This is a genomic window from Enterococcus sp. DIV1420a, from assembly GCF_051712165.1.
GTDB classification, from domain to species: Bacteria; Bacillota; Bacilli; order Lactobacillales; family Enterococcaceae; genus Enterococcus; species Enterococcus faecalis.
In genome coordinates, this window is sequence record NZ_JBIOOI010000001.1 from 907,466 (window position 1) to 931,015 (window position 23,550).

The following is a 23,550-nucleotide window of genomic DNA, read 5'->3' on the forward strand; positions in this document are numbered from 1 at the left end:
AACAGAGAGCAACCAGTTTTTATAGAAAACATTGGTTTTCTTATTTTTCTATGAAATAAGCATACTGATAATCATCACAATAGTGTCCATTTATATAAAATTCTTCTTTAAAATGTGCTTCCTGCACAAAACCATGTTTTTCATAGAATCGAATGGCTTCTTGATTGGTAGCCATTACTCGCAAACTCAGCTTATGAATCCCGCTTATCTGGGCCATATCTTTGACATACGACAACAAAGAACCACCAATCCCTTGGCCTTGGAAATCTGGCGAAACGCCAATACTTAGTAGCCATTGCTTTTGATGAGCTGCTAACGAAGTGGGCGGATGGACTTCAATAAATCCAGCGAGTTGTTGTCCGCTGATGGCAACGAAAATCGTTTCATCTTTCATTTTTTCTTGATATGCCGCAAGCGAGAGTGGTTGTATCTCGGCAGGGGTATTCTTTTTTGTCCAAATGATTTGATCCAAGGCATGTAATGCGGGCCAATCGGCTTCGGCAACTAAGCGAATAGTGAGTGAGGTAGACAAGATAATAGGGCTCCTTTTTCTGAAATTTTAAAATATAAAAAGACTATAGCATTTATTGTCTGAAAATTCAAATACTTTTAAAACGAAAAGAAAAATGGCTGCACCTTTTCGAGAAAATCAAAATATGCTACCATAGCTACCAGAGGATAGATGGTAAAAAAGAATCTATCTAAATGGAGGGTATGTTTGTGAAAAAAATGGCAGTATATTGTGGCGCCAGTCTGGGGAATGAGTCAATCTATCAGCAAGCTGCAGTAGCGTTAGCCGCTTGGATGAAAGAAAATCACTATGATCTAGTTTATGGCGGTGGCAATGTTGGTCTAATGGGTACGGTGGCTGACACGCTTTTAGCAGAAGGTGGAGAGGTAATTGGTGTCATGCCCACTTTTTTAATGGAACGAGAGATTGCACATAATGGCATTACAAAGATGCATATAGTCAGTGATATGCATGCGCGTAAGAAAAAGATGATTGAATTGGCAGATGTGTATTTAGCTTTACCCGGTGGTCCCGGCACACTCGAAGAAATTAGTGAGGTGATCTCTTGGGGCCGAGTCGGTGAACATATGAATCCTTGTATTTTATACAATGTGAATGGTTACTATGACTTATTAGCTGCCTTTTTTGATAAAATGGTAGAAACTAGTTTCTTAACAGAAGCGGATCTAGCTAAAATTTTCATTTCAGATTCCTTAGAAGAAATTGGTGCATTTATTGATTCTTATGAACCGCCAATGATTCGTCAATACAAAAAATAAAAAAAGAGGCAGTCACTCTAACCAGAATGACTGCCTCTTTTTTACTAGTTTTTCGTTAGAATCCGATGTAAGAACTCTTTTGTCCGAGCTTCTTTTGGATGGACAAAAATATCTTCAGCGGTCCCTTCTTCGGCAATGACACCTTTATCCATGAAAATAACACGATCGGATACGTCCCGCGCAAATTCCATTTCATGTGTTACAATCACCATTGTTAGCCCTGTATGGGCAAGATTTTTCATCGTTTTTAGCACTTCGCCAACCATTTCAGGATCCAATGCAGAAGTTGGTTCATCGAAAAGTAAAACATCTGGATCCATTGATAATGCTCGAGCAATGGCTACCCGTTGCTTTTGTCCACCAGACAATTGAGCAGGTTTGGCATCAATAAAACGAGCCATGCCAACTTTTTCTAAATTTTCTAAGGCAATTTTTTTGGCTTCTTCTTTGTTTCTTTTTAGGACAGTCATCTGACCAGAAGTACAGTTTTCTAAGACATTCATATTATTAAATAAATTGAATGATTGGAAAACCATACCTAAATGGGTCCGATATTTTGGCAAACTATAACCACGTTCTAAAACATTTTTACCATTATAGATGATTTTGCCATCTGTTGGTTTTTCTAACAAATTAATACAACGTAGTAACGTTGATTTACCAGAACCAGAAGAACCGATAATGGTGACAACTTCTCCTTTATTGACGTTCATATTGATATCTTTTAATACTTCGTTTTCGCCAAAGCTTTTTCGTAAATGTTCAATTTCAATAATTGCACTCATCTGTTTGCCTCCTAGCTTTCTTTTCCTTCTTCAGTTAATTCTTCTACTTTAACGTAAGCAGAAGGGCCATCCATTTTACGTTCCACAACACGTAAGATTCGTGTGATCACAAAAGTCATTACCAAGTACATGATGCCGACAATTGTAAAGGTTTGGAAGAACTGGAAGTTTGCGCCAGAAGCAGCATTCCCTTGGAAGAATAAATCTGCAACACCGATAACACTTAACACGGCCGTATCTTTGATATTAATGACAAATTCATTCCCTGTTGCAGGTAAAATATTACGTAATACTTGGGGAATAACGACTTTACGCATTGTTTGTCCATGGGTCATCCCAATCGCTTGTGCTGCCTCGAATTGTCCTTTATCTACTGCGAAAATACCTCCGCGAACAATTTCAGACATATAGGCACCAGTATTCACAGAAACGATAAATAGTGCGGCCACTGTTCGGTCTAAAGAGATGCCAAAAGCTAGAGCTAAACCATAGAAAATAACCATTGCTTGAACCATCATTGGTGTACCACGGAAAACTTCAATATAAATAGAAAGAATTAAATTTCCTAATTTTTGGAAGAAACGAGCGACTGGGTTTTCAGAATCTGGAATTGTACGGAAGACACCAATTAGTAAACCAAGGGTTGTTCCGACGACCGTCCCAATTAACGCGATAAATAGCGTTAAACCAGCACCACGTAAAAACATGTCGCCATATTGATTCCAAATATTTTTGAAATCGTTAATAAGTCCTGTTTTTTGTTCATCACTATCTGTTGCTGCAGGTTGATCCTTGATTGCTTGGTCCATAATTTTTGTCCGTTCATCTTGAGAAATACCTGCTAAAATTTTGTTTACTTTTTCAATGTCTGGATCGCCTTTACGCATGCCGACTGCTACTTGTGAGTCTTCAGCGCTAGCATCAAAGCCATTTTCTTTTGGAAATTCTAACATTTTTAATTCTTTATTGACACTAGTTGCTGTTATGCCTTCGGGGCGTTCACTAACATACCCATCAATCATGCCAGAAGCAAGTGCTGTTCGCATAGCTGAAAAGTTATCCATTGCTTGCTGTTTATTGACATTTGGAATTTGATCAATTAATCCGTAGTGGAATGTATTTAGTTGAGCTGTGATTTTAGCATCAGCTAAATCTTTCAAGTTTTTTGCATTAGCGTATTTGCCATCTTTTTTTACAATTACGACAAATTGTGATTCATAATAAGGGTTTGTAAAAGCAATTTCTTTTTTTCGTTCAGCGGTTGGGCTCATTCCGGCGATAATGGCATCAATTTTTCCAGATTGTAAGGCGGGCGCCAAGCCATCCCATTTGGTTTGGACGATTACTAATTTACGACCTAAACCATCGGCAATTTTTTTAGAAATTTGAACATCATAGCCGCCTGCATAAGAGTTGCCTTGAATAGGCACTGCGCCATGTGCGTCATTTTTCTGTGACCAGTTAAAAGGGGCGTAGCCAGCTTCCATGCCGACACGAAATTCACCATTTTCCTCCGCCGAAGCGTTGGTTGTCATGCCAAGTAACGAAAATAGCGTGACAAGTAGTAGACTGAATGAAAAAACTTTTTTGTTCATCTTTTTCTCTCCTTTAAATTTCTTGTCTGATTGATCGTTTTGTCTTTTTTCAATCAACAAGCTTTGATAATCAGCTGAGCAAAAGCGATTCTGTCTTTTTAAAGGAGAATACTTCTGTCACAACCTATTTTTGAATACAAAAAAACAACCAAACAGATGTAAGGTTGCTAGGTAATGTCGAAAAAAATTCCTCAACGAAACATAGCACAACTTAGCATCACTACTAAGACAGTCCGCAAGCTCTTAACTTACGTCCCAACACACAACAGAAGAGGCTCCGTTATGCATTTCGGCGATTGATCCTAAACTTGCTTCCCAGTGTCCTCTCACTCCACAAGCGTAATAAAAACCGCGACCTCTACCTCTTTTTTGAGGCACTATTCAGTTATTAAATTCAGTTATTAATTTTAGGATAAATCCAGAAGAAAGTCAATATGTTCCAGCAAAGGAATTTATCAAGAGGACACAAACACCATGAAATTAGCGTAACATTTTCCCTACGAAATAGAAACTAATACGAAAAAAGCAACCATTCCTAAAGGAACAGTTGCTTTTTACTTAAGCTTTGACAGCTTTTGGTTCACGACCTAAAATAGCTTGAAGAACAGTCAATACACCTAAAGAAGCTAAAATTGTATAAATTAGACTTGAGTAAGTTAAGATACCGAAATCCCAAGTTTTGTAAACTAATAAAACAATTGCTAAGGCGATAATAGCGATAACGTTGAAGAACGCAAAAGCCCAAAGATTTCCGTTTTCTTTACGAGAAAGATAAAAAACAGAGAACCAAATGCTTAAAACGCCCCAAGCGATGCAGGCAATAATTGCAGCCCAATAAATAATAAATGCGACCATTGTTGTTTCACCTCACTTTTACTCATGCATATTTTACCACGAGTTGAGAAATTTGTCACAAACTCTTTCAAGATAAATCAATATATAGGTAAGAAGTTTTCAAAAAGTGGAAAAACTTTTGGTGCTAATGTTAAAATACGTTATAATATAGAAGATTAGGAGCTGAATCGATATGCAAGATATCACGCAAGCCGAGGCAATTCATTGGTTGGCAACCCAACAAAAAATCACATTTTTAACAGGTGCGGGTATCTCGACAGCCTCAGGTGTGCCAGATTATCGTTCCTTAAAAGGTGTCTATCAAGGAATCCAGCAACCGGAATACTTATTGAGCCGGACTTGCTTAAAAACAGAGCCAGAAAAGTTTTATCAATTCGTTAAAACGCTCTATCATCCAGACGCACAACCTAATATCATTCACCAGAAAATGGCCCAATTAGAGCAAATGAAACGGGGAAAAATTGTTTCACAAAATATTGATGGGCTTCATCGAAAAGCAGGTAGCCAAGAAGTGGTGGACTTTCATGGTAATTTATATGAATGTTATTGCCAAACTTGTGGTGCAACGGTTCCTTGGCAAGACTATTTGCTTAGTGATCGGCACGCTGATTGTCATGGACAAATCCGTCCAGCTATTACTTTGTATGAAGAAGGACTATCCGAAGAGGCAATTGAAAAAGCCATTCAGGCCGTTGCTTCTGCCGACTTAATCGTGATTGTCGGCACGAGTTTTCAAGTGCATCCATTTTGCGATTTGATTCATTATAAACAACCAACGGCAACTATTTTAGCCATTAATCAAACGCCGCTATTTTTACAACAACCTTATTATTTTTTAGAAGCGAAAGCCGAAACGATATTTGCAGAATTAACGATAAAGGAGTAACGGAATGGAAGAATTTAAATCAGAAAAAGAAAAAATGATCGCAGGTGCACTATATTTTGCCTCAGATCCTGAATTAGTGGCTGATCGCAAAAAAGCCCGTGAACAAATGGCGTTAATTAACCAACAACCAGACACTTATATTCGTCGTCAATTAATAGAAGAAACGTTTGGAAAAGTGGGTGTCGGGACGTACATCGAACCGATGATTCAATTTAATTATGGCTACAACATTTCTGTGGGAAAAAATTTCTATGCCAATTTTAATAACGTTTTTTTAGATGTTTGTCCAATCGAAATTGGCGATAACTGTATGTTTGGACCCAATGTGCAACTTTATACAGCCGAGCATCCATTACAAGCGGCCAAGCGTAATAGCGGAATGGAATCAGGGAAACGAATTATCATTGGCAACAATGTTTGGATTGGCGGTGGAGCGATTGTCCTTCCTGGCGTAACATTAGGCGATAATGTAGTGGTGGCAGCAGGTGCTGTTGTGACCAAATCGTTTCCAGAAAACTGTGTGATCGCAGGTAATCCAGCACGGATAATTAAAGAATTGACTGAAGATGACGCCCCAACAACTTCTTTAGAACAACAACGAGCAAAGATTAACCAAATCGATAAGGAACTGGTCCGTTTATTAGAACAGCGGATGGACGTCGTCGCAGAGATTGCTGCAGTGAAAAAGAAAGCAGGTCATGCGGTTTTTGATTCTGAAAGAGAACAACAAGTATTAGAAACTATTCTGAATCATGTTGAAAATGCCGAGTATGAAGAAACATTATCTGAGACTTTCCAGGGAATTATGGACGCCTCTAAACGTTTCCAAGAAAAACATTTAGGAGAGTGAGGCGAAGGTCGTGGATGGAGAAATCAGAAGAAGAGAGATTGTTAAAAGATTAAGAGAGACCGAAAAGCCAATTAGTGCCACTCGTTTTGCAAAAGCTTTTGATGTCAGCAGACAAATTATTGTAGGAGATGTCGCTCTATTACGGGCGACAGGGGTCGAAATTGTCGCAACAGCTCGAGGGTATATGTTGGAACAACCTTTAGAAGGAATTGAGCGGAAAATTGCTTGTCAACATACGCCTGAACAAACGAGAGAAGAATTGTCAGTCATTGTTGCCAAAGGTGGAGAAGTGGTAGATGTGAGTATTGCACATCCGCTTTATGGGGAATTAATCGGCAGTTTGCGCATTCAATCAGAGAAAGATATTGATAAATTTATGGACAAGTATCAAAAAGAGCATGCTACATTACTATCAGTTTTAACAGGAGGCGTCCATCTGCATACTATTCGCTGTGCAGACGAAGAAACTTTCCAAGAAATCAAAGAGGCACTTCGAAAAAAAAGTATTTTGTTTGAAGGATAACGAGAAAAAGAGAGGACGTTGATGTTTGTTCAAGCCCTTTCTTTTTTTTCTTAGAAAATTACCAAAAAAAGATAGAAGAATTTGTGAATTTTCTTCTATTTTTTTAACTTTTTGCTAGAAATTTTTTATGAAACAGTATACTATTAAAAAAGGAGCCATTTAAACAATAACTATGTCAATTATATATGTTGGTACATAAAAATAAATGGAGAAAAATAAAAAAGGAGAATGAGTATGAAAAAACAATTTGCCCTGTTCTCTACCTTATTACTTTTAGGTTCATCAATGCCAGTAGGTGCATTTGCAGAAGGTAATAACTTGGTAGCTGAAAATAGTTCTGTTGCAGAAACAACCGCAGAAGCAACAACTGCTGAAGACACTGAAACGACAGCGACTAGTGAAACAACAGAAGCGACAGAAGAATCAACAACTGAAACAGAAAGTTCAACCGAATCAAGTGAATCTGCAACCACGGAGTCCACGGAAACGTCAGGAACCGAAACGACAGATTCCACAACGGATTCAACATCTACAAGTACGACAGAATCGACTACTGACTCCACCTCAACGAGTACAACAGAGTCAACCACAGATTCTACGTCAACAAGTACAACTGAATCAAGTACCACGCCGACGACCACACCAAGTTCTTCTAAAGAACAGCCAAAACCTGGCACGAGTACTTCTGAATCAAAACAGCCGGCGAAACCAGTGACACCAACAGCGCCAGCTGAAAAGCCAGTAGAACAACCAGCAGCGTCAACACCGCAGCCCGAAATAGTCCCACCAGTTACAAATGAAACGGTTGGGTTAGTGGAAGACGATGAGACGTTTACGGTCAGCAAAACGAAGAAGACAGAAGAGTTTATTCAAGAAATCGGTGAATCTGCTCGGAAAGTGGCCAAGGACAAAAACTTATATGCTAGTGTGATGATTGCTCAAGCAATTTTAGAAAGTGGCAGCGGCAATAGTAAATTAAGCCAGAAACCAAACTACAATTTGTTTGGTATTAAAGGCGATTACAAAGGTCAATCTGTTTCTTTTATTACCTATGAAGACAATGGTTTCGGTAACCTATACACAGTAGAAGCAAAATTCCGTCAATATCCAACGTATAAAGAATCAATGGAAGATTATGCGAAATTATTGAAAAATGGTTTAGATTCCAATAAAGATTTCTATCATGGTGTCTGGAAAACGGAAGCCAAATCATACAAAGAAGCGACACATTTCCTAACAGGAAAATACGCAACGGACAAAGATTACCATAAGAAATTAAATGCGTTAATTAAAACATACGATTTAACTTATTATGATAAAGAAAAAGCAACCGTTGAACCAATGGAATCAAATTTCCCAGCCTATAATGGCAAAAACTATGACACCTTTAATAGTTATGCTTGGGGCAACTGTACACAATATGTCTACAACCGTATTACGCAATTAGGTAAACGTGTGGACTTAACAATGGGGAATGGTCAAGATTGGGGCGAAACAGGTCGTGCACGCGGGTACAAAGTAAGTCGTACACCAAAAGCAGGCGCAGCGGTTTCCTTCCCAGCTGGCGTTTTAGGCGCAGACAATACTTATGGTCATGTCGCATTTGTGGAAAAAGTCTTTAAAGATGGTAGCATCTTAATTTCTGAAATGAACGTGAAGGGATTAAACGTTGTTTCGACACGTACAATCTCAGCCGATGAAACACATTTGATGAACTATATCGTTCCAAAAGATAAATAAAAAAATCAGCTCTTTGTCAATAAGAACGGATGAGTTGGAAAAATCAAAGCTAGCACTGAAGAAGCAATTTTAATTCTTCAGTACTAGCTTTTTTTGTGGCAAAAGTTCTCTCCAATAAAGTTTAATACATTCAGTTATTGCCAGGAGGATTCAGGTCGGGATGAGTTAGCAACAGTCGCTGAGAGCTATATTTTTTTTAGGTAGAATCATTTACTTTTAGGTGGAAAATGCCTTATAATTGTAAGCGGATACAAAAATAAAAAAAGAGGTGGGTAAATGAGTAAAAAAGAAATAAATCAAGTAGTTGCCAGTAGCTATCAATTGTATATTAATGGAGAGTGGACAACAGGTAGTGGTAACAAAATGATTGCTAGTTACAATCCTAGTAATGGTGAAAAATTAGCAGAATTTGTTGATGCCACAAATGCAGATGTGGATCGAGCTGTAGAAGCAGCCCAAGAAGCGTTCCAGACATGGAAAGATGTTGATGTTGTAACAAGAAGCAATCTTTTATTGAAAATTGCTGATTTGATTGAAGAAAATCAAGAACATTTGGCTATGGTGGAGACTTTAGATAATGGAAAACCGCTTCGGGAAACGCAATCGATTGATGTCCCTGCCAGTGCAGACCATTTTCGGTATTTTGCTAGTGTGATTCGTGGAGAAGAAGGATCTGTCAAAGATTTTGATAAGGATACGTTATCCATTGTTGTGAAAGAACCCATTGGTGTTGTGGGTCAAATTATTCCGTGGAATTTCCCCTTATTAATGGGCGCTTGGAAATTAGCACCAGCGTTGGCAGCAGGTAATACGGTTGTGATTCATCCGTCCTCGAGCACATCATTAAGTCTGTTGGAATTGTTTAAAATTTTTGATCAAGTCTTGCCGAAAGGAGTAGTGAATTTAATCACCGGTCGTGGTTCTGATTCAGGAAATTATATGTTGGCACATCCAGGGTTTGATAAGCTAGCTTTTACAGGCTCAACAGAGGTAGGGTACACTGTCGCTAAAGCCGCAGCCGACCGCCTAATTCCAGCCACTTTAGAACTTGGCGGAAAATCAGCCAACATTATTTTTGAAGATGCCAATTGGGAACGTGCATTAGAAGGCGTGCAGTTAGGGATTTTATTCAATCAAGGGCAAGTTTGTTGTGCTGGGTCTCGTGTGTTCGTTCAGTCAGGTATTTATGATCAATTTGTAGAAGCTTTAAAGGAAAAGTTTGAACAAGTGAACGTTGGTTTCCCGTGGGAAAAAGATGTTGAAATGGGCGCTCAGATCAATGAGCATCAATTGGAAGAAATTTTAAAATATGTCGAAATTGGTGTGAAGGAAGGAGCTACGCTGATTACTGGTGGGCAACGTTTAACAGAAAATGGGCTAGACAAGGGGGCGTTTTTAGCACCTACGTTATTAGCGAATGGTACGAATACAATGTGTGTGGCCCAAGAAGAAATCTTTGGTCCTGTTGCAACAGTGATTAAATTTGAAACGGAAGAAGAAGTCATTCGTTTAGCTAATGATTCTGAATATGGTCTAGGTGGTGCCGTCTTTTCTCAAGATATCAATGTGGCATTACGGGTTGCTCGTGGTGTACGGACAGGTCGGATGTGGGTCAACACATACAATCAATTGCCTGCGGGCGCGCCATTTGGTGGTTATAAAAAATCAGGAATTGGTCGAGAAACGCATAAATCAATGCTAGATGCTTATACGCAAATGAAAAATATTTACATTGTGACAAAAGAAGAAGCAGATGGACTGTATTAAATAGTGTAGTGAATTTTAGATAACAAACTTATTTGTGGCTATTGTTATTTTCGAGCTAAACAAAACAATAATTTTTTGAAAAAGTTGAGTGATGAGTAAAGTAAAACAGATTAAAAGTAAAGCCTGGTGCAAAAATCACTTTGGATTTTTGTACCAGGCTTTAAAGCGGAGTAACAATAGTGGTCACTCTTGGTTGTTTTTAATTTTCGACTATTATAGAAGGAGTTATTTTGCTTCTTCTGCTTCAAATTTAGCAAAAGCTGTTTCAATAACTTCTTTTAATGCAGAAGCAGAAGCTTCCATTTTTTCTTGTTCAGCATCTGTTAATGGAATTTCAATGACTTGTTTAACGCCTTGGCGGTTGATGATCGCTGGTGCACCGATATAAATATCGTTTTGACCATATTCACCTTCTAAATAAACAGATAATGGTAACACAGAGTTTTCATCGTTTAGGATAGCTTTAGTGATACGCGCTAGTGCAACCGCGATTCCATAGAAAGTAGCTCCTTTTTTCTCGATGATTGTGTAAGCAGCGTCGCGTACGTTGAAGAATAAATTAACCATTGCTTCTTCATCGACGTCAGGATTATTTTTCACCCATTCGTAAATTTGTAAGCCAGCGACATTCGCATGTGACCAAACTGGGAATTCTGTATCTCCGTGTTCCCCTAAGATGTAGGCATGGACATTTCGTGCATCAACATCAACTAATTCGGCAATTGCTTGACGGAAACGAGCAGAATCTAGTGAAGTTCCTGAACCGATTACTCGTTCTTTCGGGAAGCCAGAGAATTTCCAAGTTGAATAAGTCAAAATGTCGACTGGGTTTGCGGCAACTAAGAAGATACCGTTGAAACCAGAATCAACAATTGTTGTAACGATTTCTTTATTAATTTTCAAGTTTTTATGAACTAAGTCTAAACGAGTTTCGCCTGGTTTTTGAGGCGCACCAGCTGTTAAGACAACTAAGTCTGCATCATGGCAATCGTCATAAGTAGCAGCATAGATTTTTTTAGGAGAAGTAAATGCTAATGCGTGAGATAAGTCCAACGCGTCTCCTTCAGTTTTTGGTACATTAATATCAATAATCCCAACTTCTTGAGCAATATTCTGAGTTACTAAAGCAAAGGCATAGCTAGAACCTACGGCACCGTCCCCGACTAAAATTACTTTTTGGTGATCTTTATTCCCTGCGGCTGCAGTCATGTGTACCATTCCTTCCTCTACATTCTTTTTCGTGAGCAACGAGTTTTTATTTCCTGTTGCTAAAGTGATAGTAACATGGTTTGTAAAAAATGTCACGAACTTTGATTGTAAAAATGATACAGTTTTCAGACCTGTTTCAAAATGGTAGCTCTTACATGTGCGTAATTTCACTATCTTGCGCATATTTAAATTTCTAAAAAATTTTTTTACATCTTTCTTAATCTTCAAAGACTGCGAGTTTTTTTATTTCTATGGTATAATGAATAAAACTGGGTAGCGCATACGCTTCCCAGCCATTTTGTGTTGGCAAGCTTATAATCCAAGGAGAATGAAAGATGAAAGTAATCGTAGGACTGGGAAATCCCGGTAGTAAATACAAAGAAACAAAACACAACATTGGCTTTATTACGCTAGATGAAATTGCGTATCGGCAAAATGTTTCGTTTAATAATAGTAATTTTGAAGCAGATATTGCAGAGTTTTTTATAGGGACTGAGAAAGTATTGTTAGTGAAACCATTAACATTTATGAATGAATCAGGTCGCTCTGTTGGTACGTTGTTGACCTACTTTGGGGTAGATGAGGAAGACTTGATTGTTATTTATGATGACTTAGACTTAGAGGTCGGTAAAATTCGTTTACGGCAAAAAGGTAGTGCTGGCGGCCACAATGGGATAAAAAGTCTGATTGCCCATTTAGGAACAAATGTCTTTCCTAGAATTAAAATTGGCATTGGTCGGCCCTCAAAAAATGATACAGTTATCCACCATGTACTAAGTACTTTTCCCAAAGAAACACACGAAGAGATGTTACTTGCTGTAAAAAAAGCAGCCGATGCCGCTTTATATGCATGTGAAGGACATACGTTTGTTGAAACAATGAATCAATTTAATGGAAAATAGCAGAAAGGAGGGCCCTTGTTTGAATATTATCGAACGAATTAGCCAAACAGAAATTGCTAAATCATGGCGCAGTCAACTAATGACAACAGGAACGCGCCAACTAATTACTGGGTTATCAGGCTCTGCTAAAACATTACTGATGGCAGGCGCTTTACAAAAGACGCATCAAAAAATTGTTATTGCGGTCCCAAACCTATACTATGCCAATCAATTAGTAGATGATTTTTTAAATATTTTACCTTCAGAACAAGTTCATCTATTTCCAGTAGATGAAGTGTTATCCGCCGAAATGGCCTTTTCTTCACCAGAAGCGCGCGCAGATCGAGTGAGTGCGTTAAATTTCCTGATGACAGCGAATGCAGGAATCGTGGTCGTACCAGTAGCTGGACTACGAAAGTATTTGCCAACGAAAGAAACGTGGCAAAATGCGCAACTTTATTGGGAAATCGGGACGGAAGTAGAACCTGAAATCCTCGCGCAACGCTTAGTGTTAATGGGCTATGAACGCCAATCGATGGTCGGAAAGCCTGGCGAATTTAGTATTCGCGGAAGCATTGTTGATGTCTATCCGCTAAATGCCGAATACCCTGTTCGGGTGGAACTGTTTGATGTTGAAATTGACTCAATCCGTTATTTTGAAGCGGATACTCAACGCTCATTAGAAAATCTTGAAGAAGTAACGATTTCACCAATGACTGATTTAGTATTCTCAAAGGCAGATATGAATTATGGCATGACGAGGTTACAAGATGCTCTAGAAAAACGTTTAGCGACAGCTAAAGATCAAACGGAGACCGATTTTTTAGAAGAATATTTTGGTCAGTTGCTGTCTTCTTGGGAACAAGGGATTCCTACAGAAAATGCTCACTATTATACAGATTTTCTGTACCAACAAAAAACTACGCTGTTAGATTATTTACCAGAAAATAGTTTGCTTTTTGTGGATGATTATTCTCGTATGATGGAAACGGAGCGAGAAATCGCTAGAGAGGAAGCGGAATGGCAAACCCTGAAAATTGAAGAAATGCGCGTGTTTTCTGAACAAACTTTTGGCGTAGACTTTCATGATCAATTGCGAAAAACTGCACGAAATACGACCTTCTTTTCACTTTTTCAAAAAGGAATGGGGAATCTTCGTTTCCAAGAAGTCCATAATTTCCAATATCGTTCAATGCAACAATTCTTCGGTCAAATGCCGTTGCTAAAAGCGGAAGTGGACCGTTGGCAAAAGCAAAACCAAACGGTTGTTGTTTTTGTTCCTACGAAAGAACGGATTCAAAAAGTCGAAGAGCTATTTCAGGACTTTGACATACCTAGCGTAGTAAGCAATTGGGATCAGTTGTTAGATGGGCATGTCCAAATTGTCCAAGGGGCATTACAAACAGGGTTTGAATTGCCTAAAAACAAGCTCGTGGCAATTACGGAAAAAGAAATTTTTCATACAACGACCAAAAAACGGGCACGTCGTCAAACAATCTCTAATGCGGAACGTTTGAAAAGTTATAGCGACTTAAAAACGGGCGATTATGTCGTTCATGCGAATCACGGGATTGGTAAATATATTGGTATGGAAACCTTAGAAGTTGATGGGGTTCATCAAGATTACATGACTATCTTGTACCAAAATGATGACAAGTTATTTATTCCAGTAACACAATTGAACTTGATTCAAAAGTTCGTTGCTTCCGAGTCTAAAACGCCGAAAATTAACAAGCTAGGCGGCAGTGAGTGGACGAAAACTAAACGAAAAGTTGCTTCGAAAATTGAAGATATCGCGGATGATTTAATCTTACTTTATGCGACAAGAGAATCGGAAAAAGGCTATGCTTTTCCGCCAGATGATGCGTATCAAAAAGAATTTGAAGAGGCTTTTCCGTATTCTGAAACAGATGATCAATTACGTAGTGCCGCCGAAATTAAACACGACATGGAAAAATCTCGACCAATGGATCGTTTGTTAGTTGGCGATGTAGGGTTTGGTAAAACAGAAGTGGCTTTACGAGCGGCTTTCAAAGCTGTTAGCAACAATAAACAGGTCGCTTTTTTAGTGCCAACAACTATTTTAGCGCAACAACATTACGAAACGATTCAAGAGCGGTTTGAGGGCTTTCCTGTAGAAATTGGTTTATTAAGTCGTTTCCGCACGAAAAAACAGCAAAATGAAACAATTGAAAAAATTAAACATGGCCAAGTAGATATTGTGATTGGTACCCATCGTTTATTGTCGCAAGATATTAATTTTAGTGATTTAGGCTTGTTGATTATTGATGAGGAACAACGGTTTGGAGTGAAACATAAAGAACGACTAAAACAATTGCGTTCACAAGTGGATGTCTTGACGTTAACAGCAACGCCAATCCCAAGGACCCTTCATATGTCGATGTTAGGTGTCCGTGATTTATCTGTCATCGAAACCCCCCCAGAGAATCGTTATCCGATCCAAACGTATGTCATGGAAAATAATCCTGGGGCGATTCGGGAAGCGATTGAGCGAGAAATGGCCCGAGATGGCCAAGTCTTTTATTTATACAATCGAGTAGATACGATTGAACGAAAAGTTGAAGAGTTACAAGCACTAGTTCCAGATGCACGAATTGCGTATGCACATGGTCAAATGACAGAAGTACAACTGGAGAATACTTTGTTTGATTTTATTGAAGGACAATATGATATATTAGTCACTACAACAATTATTGAAACAGGAGTAGATATTCCTAATGCTAATACCTTGTTTGTAGAAAATGCGGACTACATGGGCTTATCTACGTTGTATCAATTACGTGGTCGTGTGGGGCGTAGCAATCGAGTGGCCTATGCTTATTTTATGTACGAACAGCAAAAAATCCTAAACGAAGTTAGTGAGAAACGTTTAGAAGCAATTAAAGACTTTACGGAATTAGGTTCTGGGTTCAAAATTGCGATGCGTGACCTTTCCATTCGAGGGGCCGGGAACCTTCTTGGTGCCCAACAACACGGCTTCATTGATTCGGTTGGGTTTGATATGTACTCGCAGATGTTATCTGAGGCAGTTGCTCGTAAACAAGGAAAAAATATCCAAGACCAAAAAACGTCTGTTGAAATTGATTTGGGCATTGATGCTTATATTCCAGGAACGTACATTACAGACGAACGACAAAAAATTGAAATTTATAAACGGATTCGTCAATTAGAAAATATGGATATGTACGAAGAATTAGAAGCGGACTTGTTAGACCGCTTTGGAGAGTATCCTGACGAAGTGGCGCATTTATTAACCACTGGCCGTATCAAAATGGATGGCGACCGTGCCTTGTTAGAAAGTATTCGTAAACGCGATCAAAAAGTCAAGTTTGTGTTAAGTAAAATTGGCACAAAAACTTACTCTGTGGAGCAGTTGTTTGAAGCGTTATCGGCAACCAGCTTAAAAGCGGATTTAGCAGTTGAGAAAGAACAAATGACTATTTCCTTGAAGTTGCCGAAAGATTGTAAAGAAGCTGTTTGGATTCAAGAAATTGCTACTTTTACAACCGCATTGCGACAAGAAAAATACAAACATTCGCAAGAAACGGATTCCCTTTAAAAGGAGGCCTAGAAGATGGCGCAAAAAGAAATGCAACGAATGATGCAAGGTGCCGTTGTGTTAACCATTGCTTCCTTCATTGCAAAAGTGTTGAGTGCGTTTTATCGCGTTCCTTTTCAGAACTTTGTAGGGGATGAAGGATTTTACGTGTATCAGCAAGTTTATCCAATCTATGGGATTGCGATGACATTAGCATTGTCAGGCTTACCGCAATTTATTTCCAAAATTGTTGCTGAACAACCAGATATTCGGAGTCAAAAACAAGTGTTGCGCCAACTATATCCCTATGTGTTATGGTTAGCGATTGCTTGTTGGGCCTTCTTTTTCTTTGGTAGTCAAGAAATTGCTATTAGTATGGGGGATGCTGCACTCCAACCATTAATGGAAGTTGTTTCCTTTACCTTTTTACTCGTTCCAATTCTTTCTTTCTATCGTGGGAATTTTCAAGGTCATTTGTTGATGGTGCCTAGTGGTATTTCACAGGTGATGGAACAGTTTGTGCGTGTCGGGGTTATTCTAGTAGCTGCGTTGTCCTATCATTACTTTGGTGGCTCCATTTACCAAACGGGGACGGTGGCCATGAGTGGTGCGTTGGCTGGCGGTATCTTAGCGGTACTTGTCTTATGGTACTACAATCGAAAAATTCTTAGTGGAAGTACGGAATACTTGCATCAATGGAAGATTATGCCTCAAACCACAGGACTATTTAAACGTTTAATGATTGAGGGTGGGTTGGTCTCTTTATATAGTGCTTTTCTGATTCTATTTCAATTAATTGATTCCTTTAAAGTAAAAAATGCTCTCATGCTTTTCGGGCTCTCTGATTTAGCTGCGAAAGTGGACAAAGGGGTCTATGATAGAGGACAACCACTAGTTCAATTAGGATTGGTAATTGCTTTAGCTTTAAGCTCGACCTTTTTACCAGGTTTGACAAAATATTTTATGAAAAAAGACCGTCAACAATTTTTACAAGTTGCAAAAATCTTTTTGCGCCTTACCACAACCTTGGCATCGGCGGCTTCGATTGGTCTAATGATGTTATTGCCGTACATGAACTTTACGCTTTTTAAAGATTATAAAGGCAACGATGTTTTAGGGGTGTATGTTTTATCCATCGCTTTTATGGCCATTATTCAGGCCTACCAAAGTATTGAACAAAGTCGCAATCGTTTTAAAGGTCCTTTAGTGGCAGCTGGTGTGGGCTTATTAGTGAAGTTACTGACAACGGGCTTTTTCACCATTCGTTGGGGAACATTAGGTGCTAGTTGGTCTACTATTCTTGGGTTACTAGCGACGCTATTCGTTTTAGTCCGACAATCGGATGCAGCGATTAATTGTTTTGTTCGAGAACGAAACTTTTTGAAAAAACTGTTGCTTAGTTTAGCAATCATGATGCTGTCATTACTGGTCTATCAAGGAATTATCTCCATCTTGTTCCAAGGTGTGCATCACCGAAGTCAAGCGTTTTTCGTTACAGTTTTAGGTGTTGCAGTGGGTGGTACAGTTTTTATTAGCACCATCATTAAGTTAGAATTATTTACGATACGTGAATGGTTAAGTTTACCGTATGGCGCAAAAATTTTACGGATGAGACAAAAAAAATAAAAGAGGTGAATGTGATGCGGTTAGATAAATTTTTAAAAGTTTCTCGCATTATTAAAAGAAGAACAGTTGCCAAAGAAGTCGCTGATAAAGGCCGGATTCAAATCAACGGAGTCTTAGCCAAATCTTCTAGTACTGTGAAGATTGGTGACCTTGTCAAAATTCAATTTGGGAACAGAATTTTAGAAGTAGAAGTCCTGCAACTGAATGACTCTACGAAAAAAGAAGATGCCACAAAAATGTATGAAATAAAATCAGAAACACGTGTCTCTGAAGAATAAACAGGTGAGGATGGAGCGCTTGGCAAGTTCATTGAAAAGATGAATATTCCAAGCGCTTCATCCTTTCAGCGTTTTAATGAAACAGACGCGCCGCTTTTGAAAAAAATTAATAAATCAACCGCTGTTATTTCAAAAGCAAAGAATATTTTAGAAAAAAGCTTGATTTTCTTTAACTTCTCTGAAATTAACATTAGACAAGGTTCTTAGATGTTGGTATAATAAAACGGACAATCCAAAGCGAGTGGAGCGAGACGATGGGAAAGAATGAAAAAAACTCGAAGAAAGTTGCGGCATTGGAAAATGACTACACGAAAGAACAGTATGTCGAATTCCAAAAACAACAGAAACAATTGATTTTTAGACGCAGACGCTTGGCAGCGATTTTTCTCGTGGCCTTCATTATTTTTGCCTTTTCTGGCATCCAATTGATGAAAGATTATCATCGCTTAGGTGCTTTCAAACAAGAACGAGCAGATGCAATTGCTGAATCCGTAGCAGTTGATAAGAAGGTCAAGGATCTAAAAAAAGACGTTGCTTTGTTAAAAGATGATGATTATGTGGCAAAATTAGCACGTAGCCGTTTCCTTCTCTCAAAAGAAGGCGAACAGATTTATCCCACACCAGAACAAATGAAAAAAACACAGACTTCTGGAGCGGAAGAAAGCAAGAGCAGTTCAGAAAAAAATAGTCAATCACAGTCTTCAACTGAAACAACTAAGTCTTCAGCTGAATAAACTGCAATTATAATTAGGGAAAAAATAGGAGGAACAATTTTTTTATGTCAATCGAAGTAGGAGCTAAATTGCCAGGAAAAGTGTCAGGGATTACTAACTTTGGTGCATTTATTGATTTAGGAGAAGGAAAAACTGGGTTAGTACACATCAGTGAAGTGTCTAATGGATTCGTTAAAGATATTCATGATGTATTAACAGTAGGTGACGAAGTAACAGTGAAAGTAACCTCAGTTGGTGACGACGGCAAAATTGGCTTATCGATCCGTAAAGCGCAAGAGCCAGCAGAAGGGCAACAACCAAAACGTGAATTTCAACGTCGTGAAAACAATTATGAGAATCGTGACCGTAATCCACGCGCAGGGGGCAAAAAGCCTTTCAATAAACCACAAGCAAATAACAATAACAATAAACAAGATTTTGACTCATTGATGAGCTCTTTCTTGAAAGATAGTGATGACCGTTTATCTTCATTAAAACGTAATACTGAAGGCAAACGTGGCGGACGTGGCGGACGTCGCGGCTAAGCACAAACAAATAGGGGGACTGGGGATAACGAATGGGTTATTTCTCGGTTCCTCTTTTATTCTAAGGAAGAAAGAAGGGCGAACAATGTTTTGGCAGTTTTATAAACGAGGAAAAGAACAAGGATTTTGGCAACCGCATCAAACAATCGTGGTCGCCGTTTCTGGTGGTGTAGACTCCATGGCCCTTTTGACGTTAATGGAACAGGTGGCAGAAAAAGAACAATTACAATTGGTTGTTGCACATGTCAATCATCAATTGCGAGAAGCGTCGGCACAGGAAGCGCAATATCTCGCTACCTATTGTCAGCAGCGAGAGCTAACGTATTATGAAACACGTTGGGAAGACCCTGAAAAGCAACGAAATTTAGAAGCAAAAGCGCGCACATTTCGTTATGAATTTTTTAAAGAAGTCATGGAAATTGAAGGTGCGGCGGTCTTAATGACGGCACATCATCTAGACGATCAAGCGGAAACGATTTTAATGAAGCTGATTCGAGGAACTAATTTTTCCCATTCCGCGGGCATTAAAGAGAGACGTCCTTTTGCGACAGGGGAATTGATTCGTCCGTTACTCATTTATCCAAAAGAAGAATTGTATCAATTTGCACAGCGCCAAGCATTCGTTTATTTTGAGGATGAAACGAACCAAACCAATGAATATTTGAGAAATCGACTCCGTAATCAGGTTTTGCCGCTATTAAAGCAGGAAAATCCGCAATTCTTAGATCAGATTGCTTCTTTTAGTAATGAACAACGTTTTGCCCAAGAATTTATTCAAGAACAAATTGAGCCTCAATTATCTGAAGCCTTAGAACCGACCAAACAAGGATGGCGCATTCCTTTGAAGAGATTATTAAAAGAAACGCCTGCGTACCAGCACTTCTTTTTAACCGCGTTTTTCCAAAAAACATTAGTGCCGTTAGGGGTTTCGTTAAACCAACGCCAGATGACACAAATTTTAAAAGTTTTGAATGATGAACGCCAACCGCAAGGCTCGGTTATGTTAGAACAGCAATGGCAACTAGCTAAAAGTTACGATTGGCTGTGCTTAGAACAAAAACAGGTTGCACTGCGAGAAGAAGTTACACATTTATTAGTACCTGGCGCGGGGATTTATTTATCGGAAACCGAGTGGCTAGGATTAATTGCGACAGACAAACCGTTTCCTCTTCCTGAAGAGATTAATCAATGGGCGGGCCAGTTGTTGGCAATCCCGTTGACCACAGCCACACCTTTGACCGTTCGTCATCGCCAAAGTGGTGATCGGATTACATTAAAACCAGGGTTTACGAAAAAATTAAGCAGAGTTTTTATTGATCAAAAAGTGCCAAATGAAGCGAGAGAGAGTGCTTGGGTCATTACGGATGAGCAAGAGGAAATCATTTGGGTACCAAAATTTGCAAATTCCTATTTGAGTATTCCTTTAGAAACTGATAAAATACACTACAGACTCCTTTTTAAGACAAAGGAGTAATGCTGAAAGGAGCGCACTATGATAGAAAAAGATATTGAGAAAGTCCTAATCTCCAAAGAAGAAATTCTTGCGAAGTCTGCAGAGCTTGGCAAGCAACTGACAGAAGAATATCAAGGGAAAAATCCTTTAGTGGTCGGTATTTTAAAAGGTGCAGTACCATTTATGGCTGATTTGACTCGTGAAATCAATACTTATTTAGAATTGGACTTTATGGATGTATCTAGCTACGGCAACGCGACAGTTTCTTCAGGCGAAGTAAAAATTGTCAAAGACTTAGACACAAATGTCGAAGGTAGACATATTTTAATCGTAGAAGATATCATCGATAGTGGTCGTACATTAGCGTATTTAGTAGATTTGTTTAGATACCGTAAAGCTGCATCTGTGAAAATTGTTACCTTATTAGATAAACCAGAAGGCCGTGTAGTAGACATTAAAGCTGACTACGTAGGGTTTGATGTGCCCAATGAGTTTGTGGTCGGTTACGGATTAGACTATGCAGAAACGTACCGCAACTTGCCTTATATTGGCGTTTTAAAACCTGAAGTTTACGAATCAAATTAATATCTATCAAGGAATTAATTGTGTTACAATGTAAAGGTCAGGATTGATAAAAGAATAACATGAATTGTAATGATGAGCATAAGGAGGACAGGCATGAACAAAAAGAATAATGGCATGAAAAATGGTTTATACTACGTCTTAGTAGTACTTGCCATGGTCATGGTTGTCTATTTCATTTTTGGAAATAACAACCAACAATCGCCAGACATCGATTACTCAACCTTCCAACAACAATTGGAAGACGGAAAAGTCAAAGACATGACCATTCAACCAACCAATGGGGTTTACCGGATTGAAGGTCAGTATAAAGAAAAACAAGAAGTGAAAGACACAGGTGGTCTGTCATTGTGGGGCTCAACGCAAGCGTCGTCAAAAGGCTTCACAACAACCGTTTTACCTAGTGATACAACCTTAGCTGGCATTCAAGATGCGGCACAAAATAACAAGGTGAAGCTAGTTGTCAAAGAACAATCAACAAGTGGTGCTTGGTTGTCACTGTTGTTTAGTTTCTTACCATTAGTGATTATTTTCTTCTTCTTCTACATGATGATGAGCCAACAAGGCGGTGGCGGTGGCGGCGGTGGCCGTGTGATGAACTTCGGTAAATCAAAAGCCAAAGAAGCCGATAAAAAAGCTAACCGTGTCCGCTTCTCAGATGTAGCTGGTGCGGAAGAAGAAAAACAAGAATTAGTTGAAGTAGTGGAATTCTTAAAAGATCCACGTCGTTTCGCTGAATTAGGCGCACGGATTCCTGCGGGCGTACTATTAGAGGGACCTCCAGGGACTGGTAAAACGTTACTTGCTAAAGCTGTAGCAGGTGAAGCAGGTGTGCCATTTTACTCAATCTCAGGTTCAGATTTCGTTGAAATGTTTGTCGGGGTCGGTGCTAGCCGTGTCCGGGATTTATTTGAAACAGCGAAGAAAAACGCGCCTGCAATTATCTTTATCGATGAAATCGATGCAGTTGGTCGTCAACGTGGTGCTGGTATGGGTGGCGGACACGACGAACGTGAACAAACCCTTAACCAATTATTAGTTGAGATGGATGGTTTTGATGGCAATGAAGGAGTTATCGTAATTGCTGCAACGAACCGTTCAGACGTGTTAGACCCAGCGTTGTTACGTCCAGGTCGTTTTGACCGCCAAATCTTGGTAGGACGTCCAGATGTCAAAGGTCGTGAAGCGATTTTACGTGTTCATGCGAAAAACAAACCGTTAGCTGATGACGTTGATTTGAAAGTTGTTGCACAACAAACACCAGGTTTTGCTGGTGCTGATTTAGAAAATGTCTTAAACGAAGCAGCCTTAGTTGCCGCTCGTCGTAACAAGAAAAAAATTGATGCTTCTGATGTGGATGAAGCTGAAGACCGCGTAATTGCTGGTCCAGCTAAAAAAGATCGCGTGATTAATAAAAAAGAACGCGAAATGGTGGCTTACCATGAAGCGGGACACACAATCGTTGGTTTAGTCTTAAGCCGTGCCCGTGTTGTCCATAAAGTAACAATTATCCCTCGTGGTCGCGCAGGCGGTTATATGATTGCTTTACCAAAAGAAGATCAATTCTTAATGACTAAAGAAGATATGTTTGAACAAATCGTTGGCTTACTTGGTGGACGTACAGCAGAAGAAATTATCTTTGGCGTTCAATCAACAGGGGCTTCAAATGACTTTGAACAAGCAACAGGGATTGCCCGTAGCATGGTAACTGAATATGGAATGAGCGACAAATTAGGACCTGTTCAATATGAAGGAAACCATCAAGTCTTTGTCGGTCGTGATTATGGTCAAACAAAAGCTTACTCAGAACAAGTGGCGTTTGAAATCGATCAGGAAGTTCGTCGTATCTTAATGGATGCTCATACGAAAGCGCATGAAATTATCGAAGCGCACCGTGAACAACATAAACTAATCGCTGAAAAACTATTAGAATATGAAACATTAGATGCAAAAGCAATCAAATCATTATTTGAAACAGGTAAAATGCCTGAAGGTGCTGACAGCGACTATCCTAGTGAAAAAGAAGCGCAAACATTCGAAGAAGCAAAACGTGCTTTAGAAGAAAAAGAAGCGCAAAAACAAGTTGAAGAAAAGCAAGACTTTGAAGAAGCGAAAAAAGAATTACATGATGAAGCAGAAGAAGTCAAAGTAGAAAGCGAACAAACAGAAAAAGAAGTCCAATCTGAAGAGAAAAAAGATTCAGATTCCAATTCTGAATATGATCGCAATAACTACGAAGATCGTTATAAATAACCAATTAGTAGAAGGTGCAGTATTTGTCGAGTTGACGAATACTGCACCTTCTATAATATTAAGATATTCTATAGAAGGAAGATTATTTGGTTGAAAAAACACCTGATTCCTAGTATTATCTGACTAATGGACAAAAAAGCACCAAGAGAAGAGGAAAAAG

The 23,550-nt window shown here is 39.0% G+C and carries 20 protein-coding genes, 1 pseudogene and 1 riboswitch; of the genes and pseudogenes, 16 read left to right on the forward strand and 5 right to left on the reverse strand.

All coding sequences use genetic code 11. From position 1 onward, the window contains the following. Positions 1-40 precede the first annotated feature (40 nt). Positions 41-532, reverse strand: coding sequence for a GNAT family N-acetyltransferase (locus IGI80_RS04560; protein WP_002367642.1), 492 nt, complete (start codon positions 530-532; stop codon positions 41-43). 173 nt (positions 533-705) lie between these two features. Between IGI80_RS04560 and IGI80_RS04565 the strand changes: the two genes are divergently transcribed. Next, entirely contained in the window at positions 706-1,290 is a 585-nt protein-coding gene (locus tag IGI80_RS04565; RefSeq protein ID WP_438722733.1) for a TIGR00730 family Rossman fold protein, read from the forward strand. A 44-nt stretch (positions 1,291-1,334) separates the two neighbouring features. Here IGI80_RS04565 and IGI80_RS04570 read toward each other — a convergent pair whose 3' ends face one another. The 3 genes from IGI80_RS04570 to IGI80_RS04580 form a co-directional block, all read right to left on the reverse strand. Beyond that, the gene (locus tag IGI80_RS04570; protein WP_002356242.1) at positions 1,335-2,075 is read right to left on the reverse strand and encodes an amino acid ABC transporter ATP-binding protein; all 741 of its coding nucleotides are present in this window, start codon (positions 2,073-2,075) and stop codon (positions 1,335-1,337) included. Between the two features lie 11 nt (positions 2,076-2,086). Beyond that, complete coding sequence (locus IGI80_RS04575; protein ID WP_002388748.1) at positions 2,087-3,670, reverse strand: ABC transporter permease subunit; 1,584 nt, start codon at positions 3,668-3,670, stop codon at positions 2,087-2,089. Positions 3,671-3,864: 194 nt separating this feature from the next. Beyond that, a riboswitch (Lysine riboswitch) is annotated at positions 3,865-4,039 on the reverse strand. A 189-nt stretch (positions 4,040-4,228) separates the two neighbouring features. Next, the gene (locus IGI80_RS04580) at positions 4,229-4,525 is read right to left on the reverse strand and encodes a hypothetical protein (protein ID WP_002356244.1); all 297 of its coding nucleotides are present in this window, start codon (positions 4,523-4,525) and stop codon (positions 4,229-4,231) included. 172 nt (positions 4,526-4,697) lie between these two features. On the opposite strand from IGI80_RS04580, the gene IGI80_RS04585 reads away from it, so the two are divergent. The 5 genes from IGI80_RS04585 (at position 4,698) to IGI80_RS04605 (ending at position 10,291) form a co-directional block, all read left to right on the forward strand. Further along, positions 4,698-5,411: an NAD-dependent protein deacylase gene (locus IGI80_RS04585; RefSeq protein WP_002381369.1), complete on the forward strand. Its 714-nt coding sequence runs from the start codon at positions 4,698-4,700 to the stop codon at positions 5,409-5,411. Between the two features lie 4 nt (positions 5,412-5,415). After that, a complete protein-coding gene (locus IGI80_RS04590; RefSeq protein WP_438722735.1) occupies positions 5,416-6,261 on the forward strand; it encodes a chorismate mutase in 846 nt (281 codons plus the stop codon). Between the two features lie 10 nt (positions 6,262-6,271). After that, positions 6,272-6,784, forward strand: a complete 513-nt coding sequence (locus IGI80_RS04595) for a transcription repressor NadR (protein WP_002356248.1) — start codon at positions 6,272-6,274, stop codon at positions 6,782-6,784. Positions 6,785-7,012: 228 nt separating this feature from the next. Then, the gene (locus IGI80_RS04600; protein ID WP_438722736.1) at positions 7,013-8,524 is read left to right on the forward strand and encodes a glucosaminidase domain-containing protein; all 1,512 of its coding nucleotides are present in this window, start codon (positions 7,013-7,015) and stop codon (positions 8,522-8,524) included. A 276-nt stretch (positions 8,525-8,800) separates the two neighbouring features. Beyond that, entirely contained in the window at positions 8,801-10,291 is a 1,491-nt protein-coding gene (locus tag IGI80_RS04605; protein ID WP_010820610.1) for an aldehyde dehydrogenase family protein, read from the forward strand. A 225-nt stretch (positions 10,292-10,516) separates the two neighbouring features. Here IGI80_RS04605 and IGI80_RS04610 read toward each other — a convergent pair whose 3' ends face one another. After that, positions 10,517-11,500: an L-lactate dehydrogenase gene (locus IGI80_RS04610; RefSeq protein WP_002356251.1), complete on the reverse strand. Its 984-nt coding sequence runs from the start codon at positions 11,498-11,500 to the stop codon at positions 10,517-10,519. A 335-nt stretch (positions 11,501-11,835) separates the two neighbouring features. Between IGI80_RS04610 and pth the strand changes: the two genes are divergently transcribed. The 10 genes and pseudogenes from pth (at position 11,836) to ftsH (ending at position 23,390) form a co-directional block, all read left to right on the forward strand. Next, the gene (gene pth, locus IGI80_RS04615; RefSeq protein WP_438722737.1) at positions 11,836-12,402 is read left to right on the forward strand and encodes an aminoacyl-tRNA hydrolase; all 567 of its coding nucleotides are present in this window, start codon (positions 11,836-11,838) and stop codon (positions 12,400-12,402) included. Positions 12,403-12,493: 91 nt separating this feature from the next. After that, positions 12,494-15,961 (forward strand): annotated as a pseudogene (gene mfd, locus IGI80_RS04620) (transcription-repair coupling factor); the annotation flags it as partial. A gap of 15 nt (positions 15,962-15,976) precedes the next feature. Beyond that, positions 15,977-17,566 carry a putative polysaccharide biosynthesis protein gene (locus tag IGI80_RS04625; RefSeq protein ID WP_002361558.1) on the forward strand — a complete coding sequence of 530 codons (1,590 nt, stop codon included), beginning with the start codon at positions 15,977-15,979 and terminating at the stop codon, positions 17,564-17,566. A gap of 14 nt (positions 17,567-17,580) precedes the next feature. After that, positions 17,581-17,844 (forward strand): RNA-binding S4 domain-containing protein, encoded by a 264-nt coding sequence (locus IGI80_RS04630; RefSeq protein WP_002356255.1) that lies wholly within the window; start codon positions 17,581-17,583, stop codon positions 17,842-17,844. A 39-nt stretch (positions 17,845-17,883) separates the two neighbouring features. After that, complete coding sequence (locus IGI80_RS04635; RefSeq protein WP_002356256.1) at positions 17,884-18,051, forward strand: hypothetical protein; 168 nt, start codon at positions 17,884-17,886, stop codon at positions 18,049-18,051. 47 nt (positions 18,052-18,098) lie between these two features. Next, positions 18,099-18,578, forward strand: coding sequence for an FtsB family cell division protein (locus IGI80_RS04640; protein ID WP_002356257.1), 480 nt, complete (start codon positions 18,099-18,101; stop codon positions 18,576-18,578). Between the two features lie 44 nt (positions 18,579-18,622). Then, the gene (locus IGI80_RS04645) at positions 18,623-19,102 is read left to right on the forward strand and encodes a S1 domain-containing RNA-binding protein (protein ID WP_002356258.1); all 480 of its coding nucleotides are present in this window, start codon (positions 18,623-18,625) and stop codon (positions 19,100-19,102) included. Positions 19,103-19,187: 85 nt separating this feature from the next. Next, positions 19,188-20,576 (forward strand): tRNA lysidine(34) synthetase TilS, encoded by a 1,389-nt coding sequence (gene tilS / locus IGI80_RS04650; protein WP_137207759.1) that lies wholly within the window; start codon positions 19,188-19,190, stop codon positions 20,574-20,576. Between the two features lie 18 nt (positions 20,577-20,594). Next, entirely contained in the window at positions 20,595-21,140 is a 546-nt protein-coding gene (gene hpt / locus IGI80_RS04655) for a hypoxanthine phosphoribosyltransferase (RefSeq protein WP_002356260.1), read from the forward strand. 93 nt (positions 21,141-21,233) lie between these two features. Continuing rightward, positions 21,234-23,390, forward strand: coding sequence for an ATP-dependent zinc metalloprotease FtsH (ftsH, locus tag IGI80_RS04660; RefSeq protein ID WP_002363441.1), 2,157 nt, complete (start codon positions 21,234-21,236; stop codon positions 23,388-23,390). Positions 23,391-23,550: the final 160 nt, after the last annotated feature.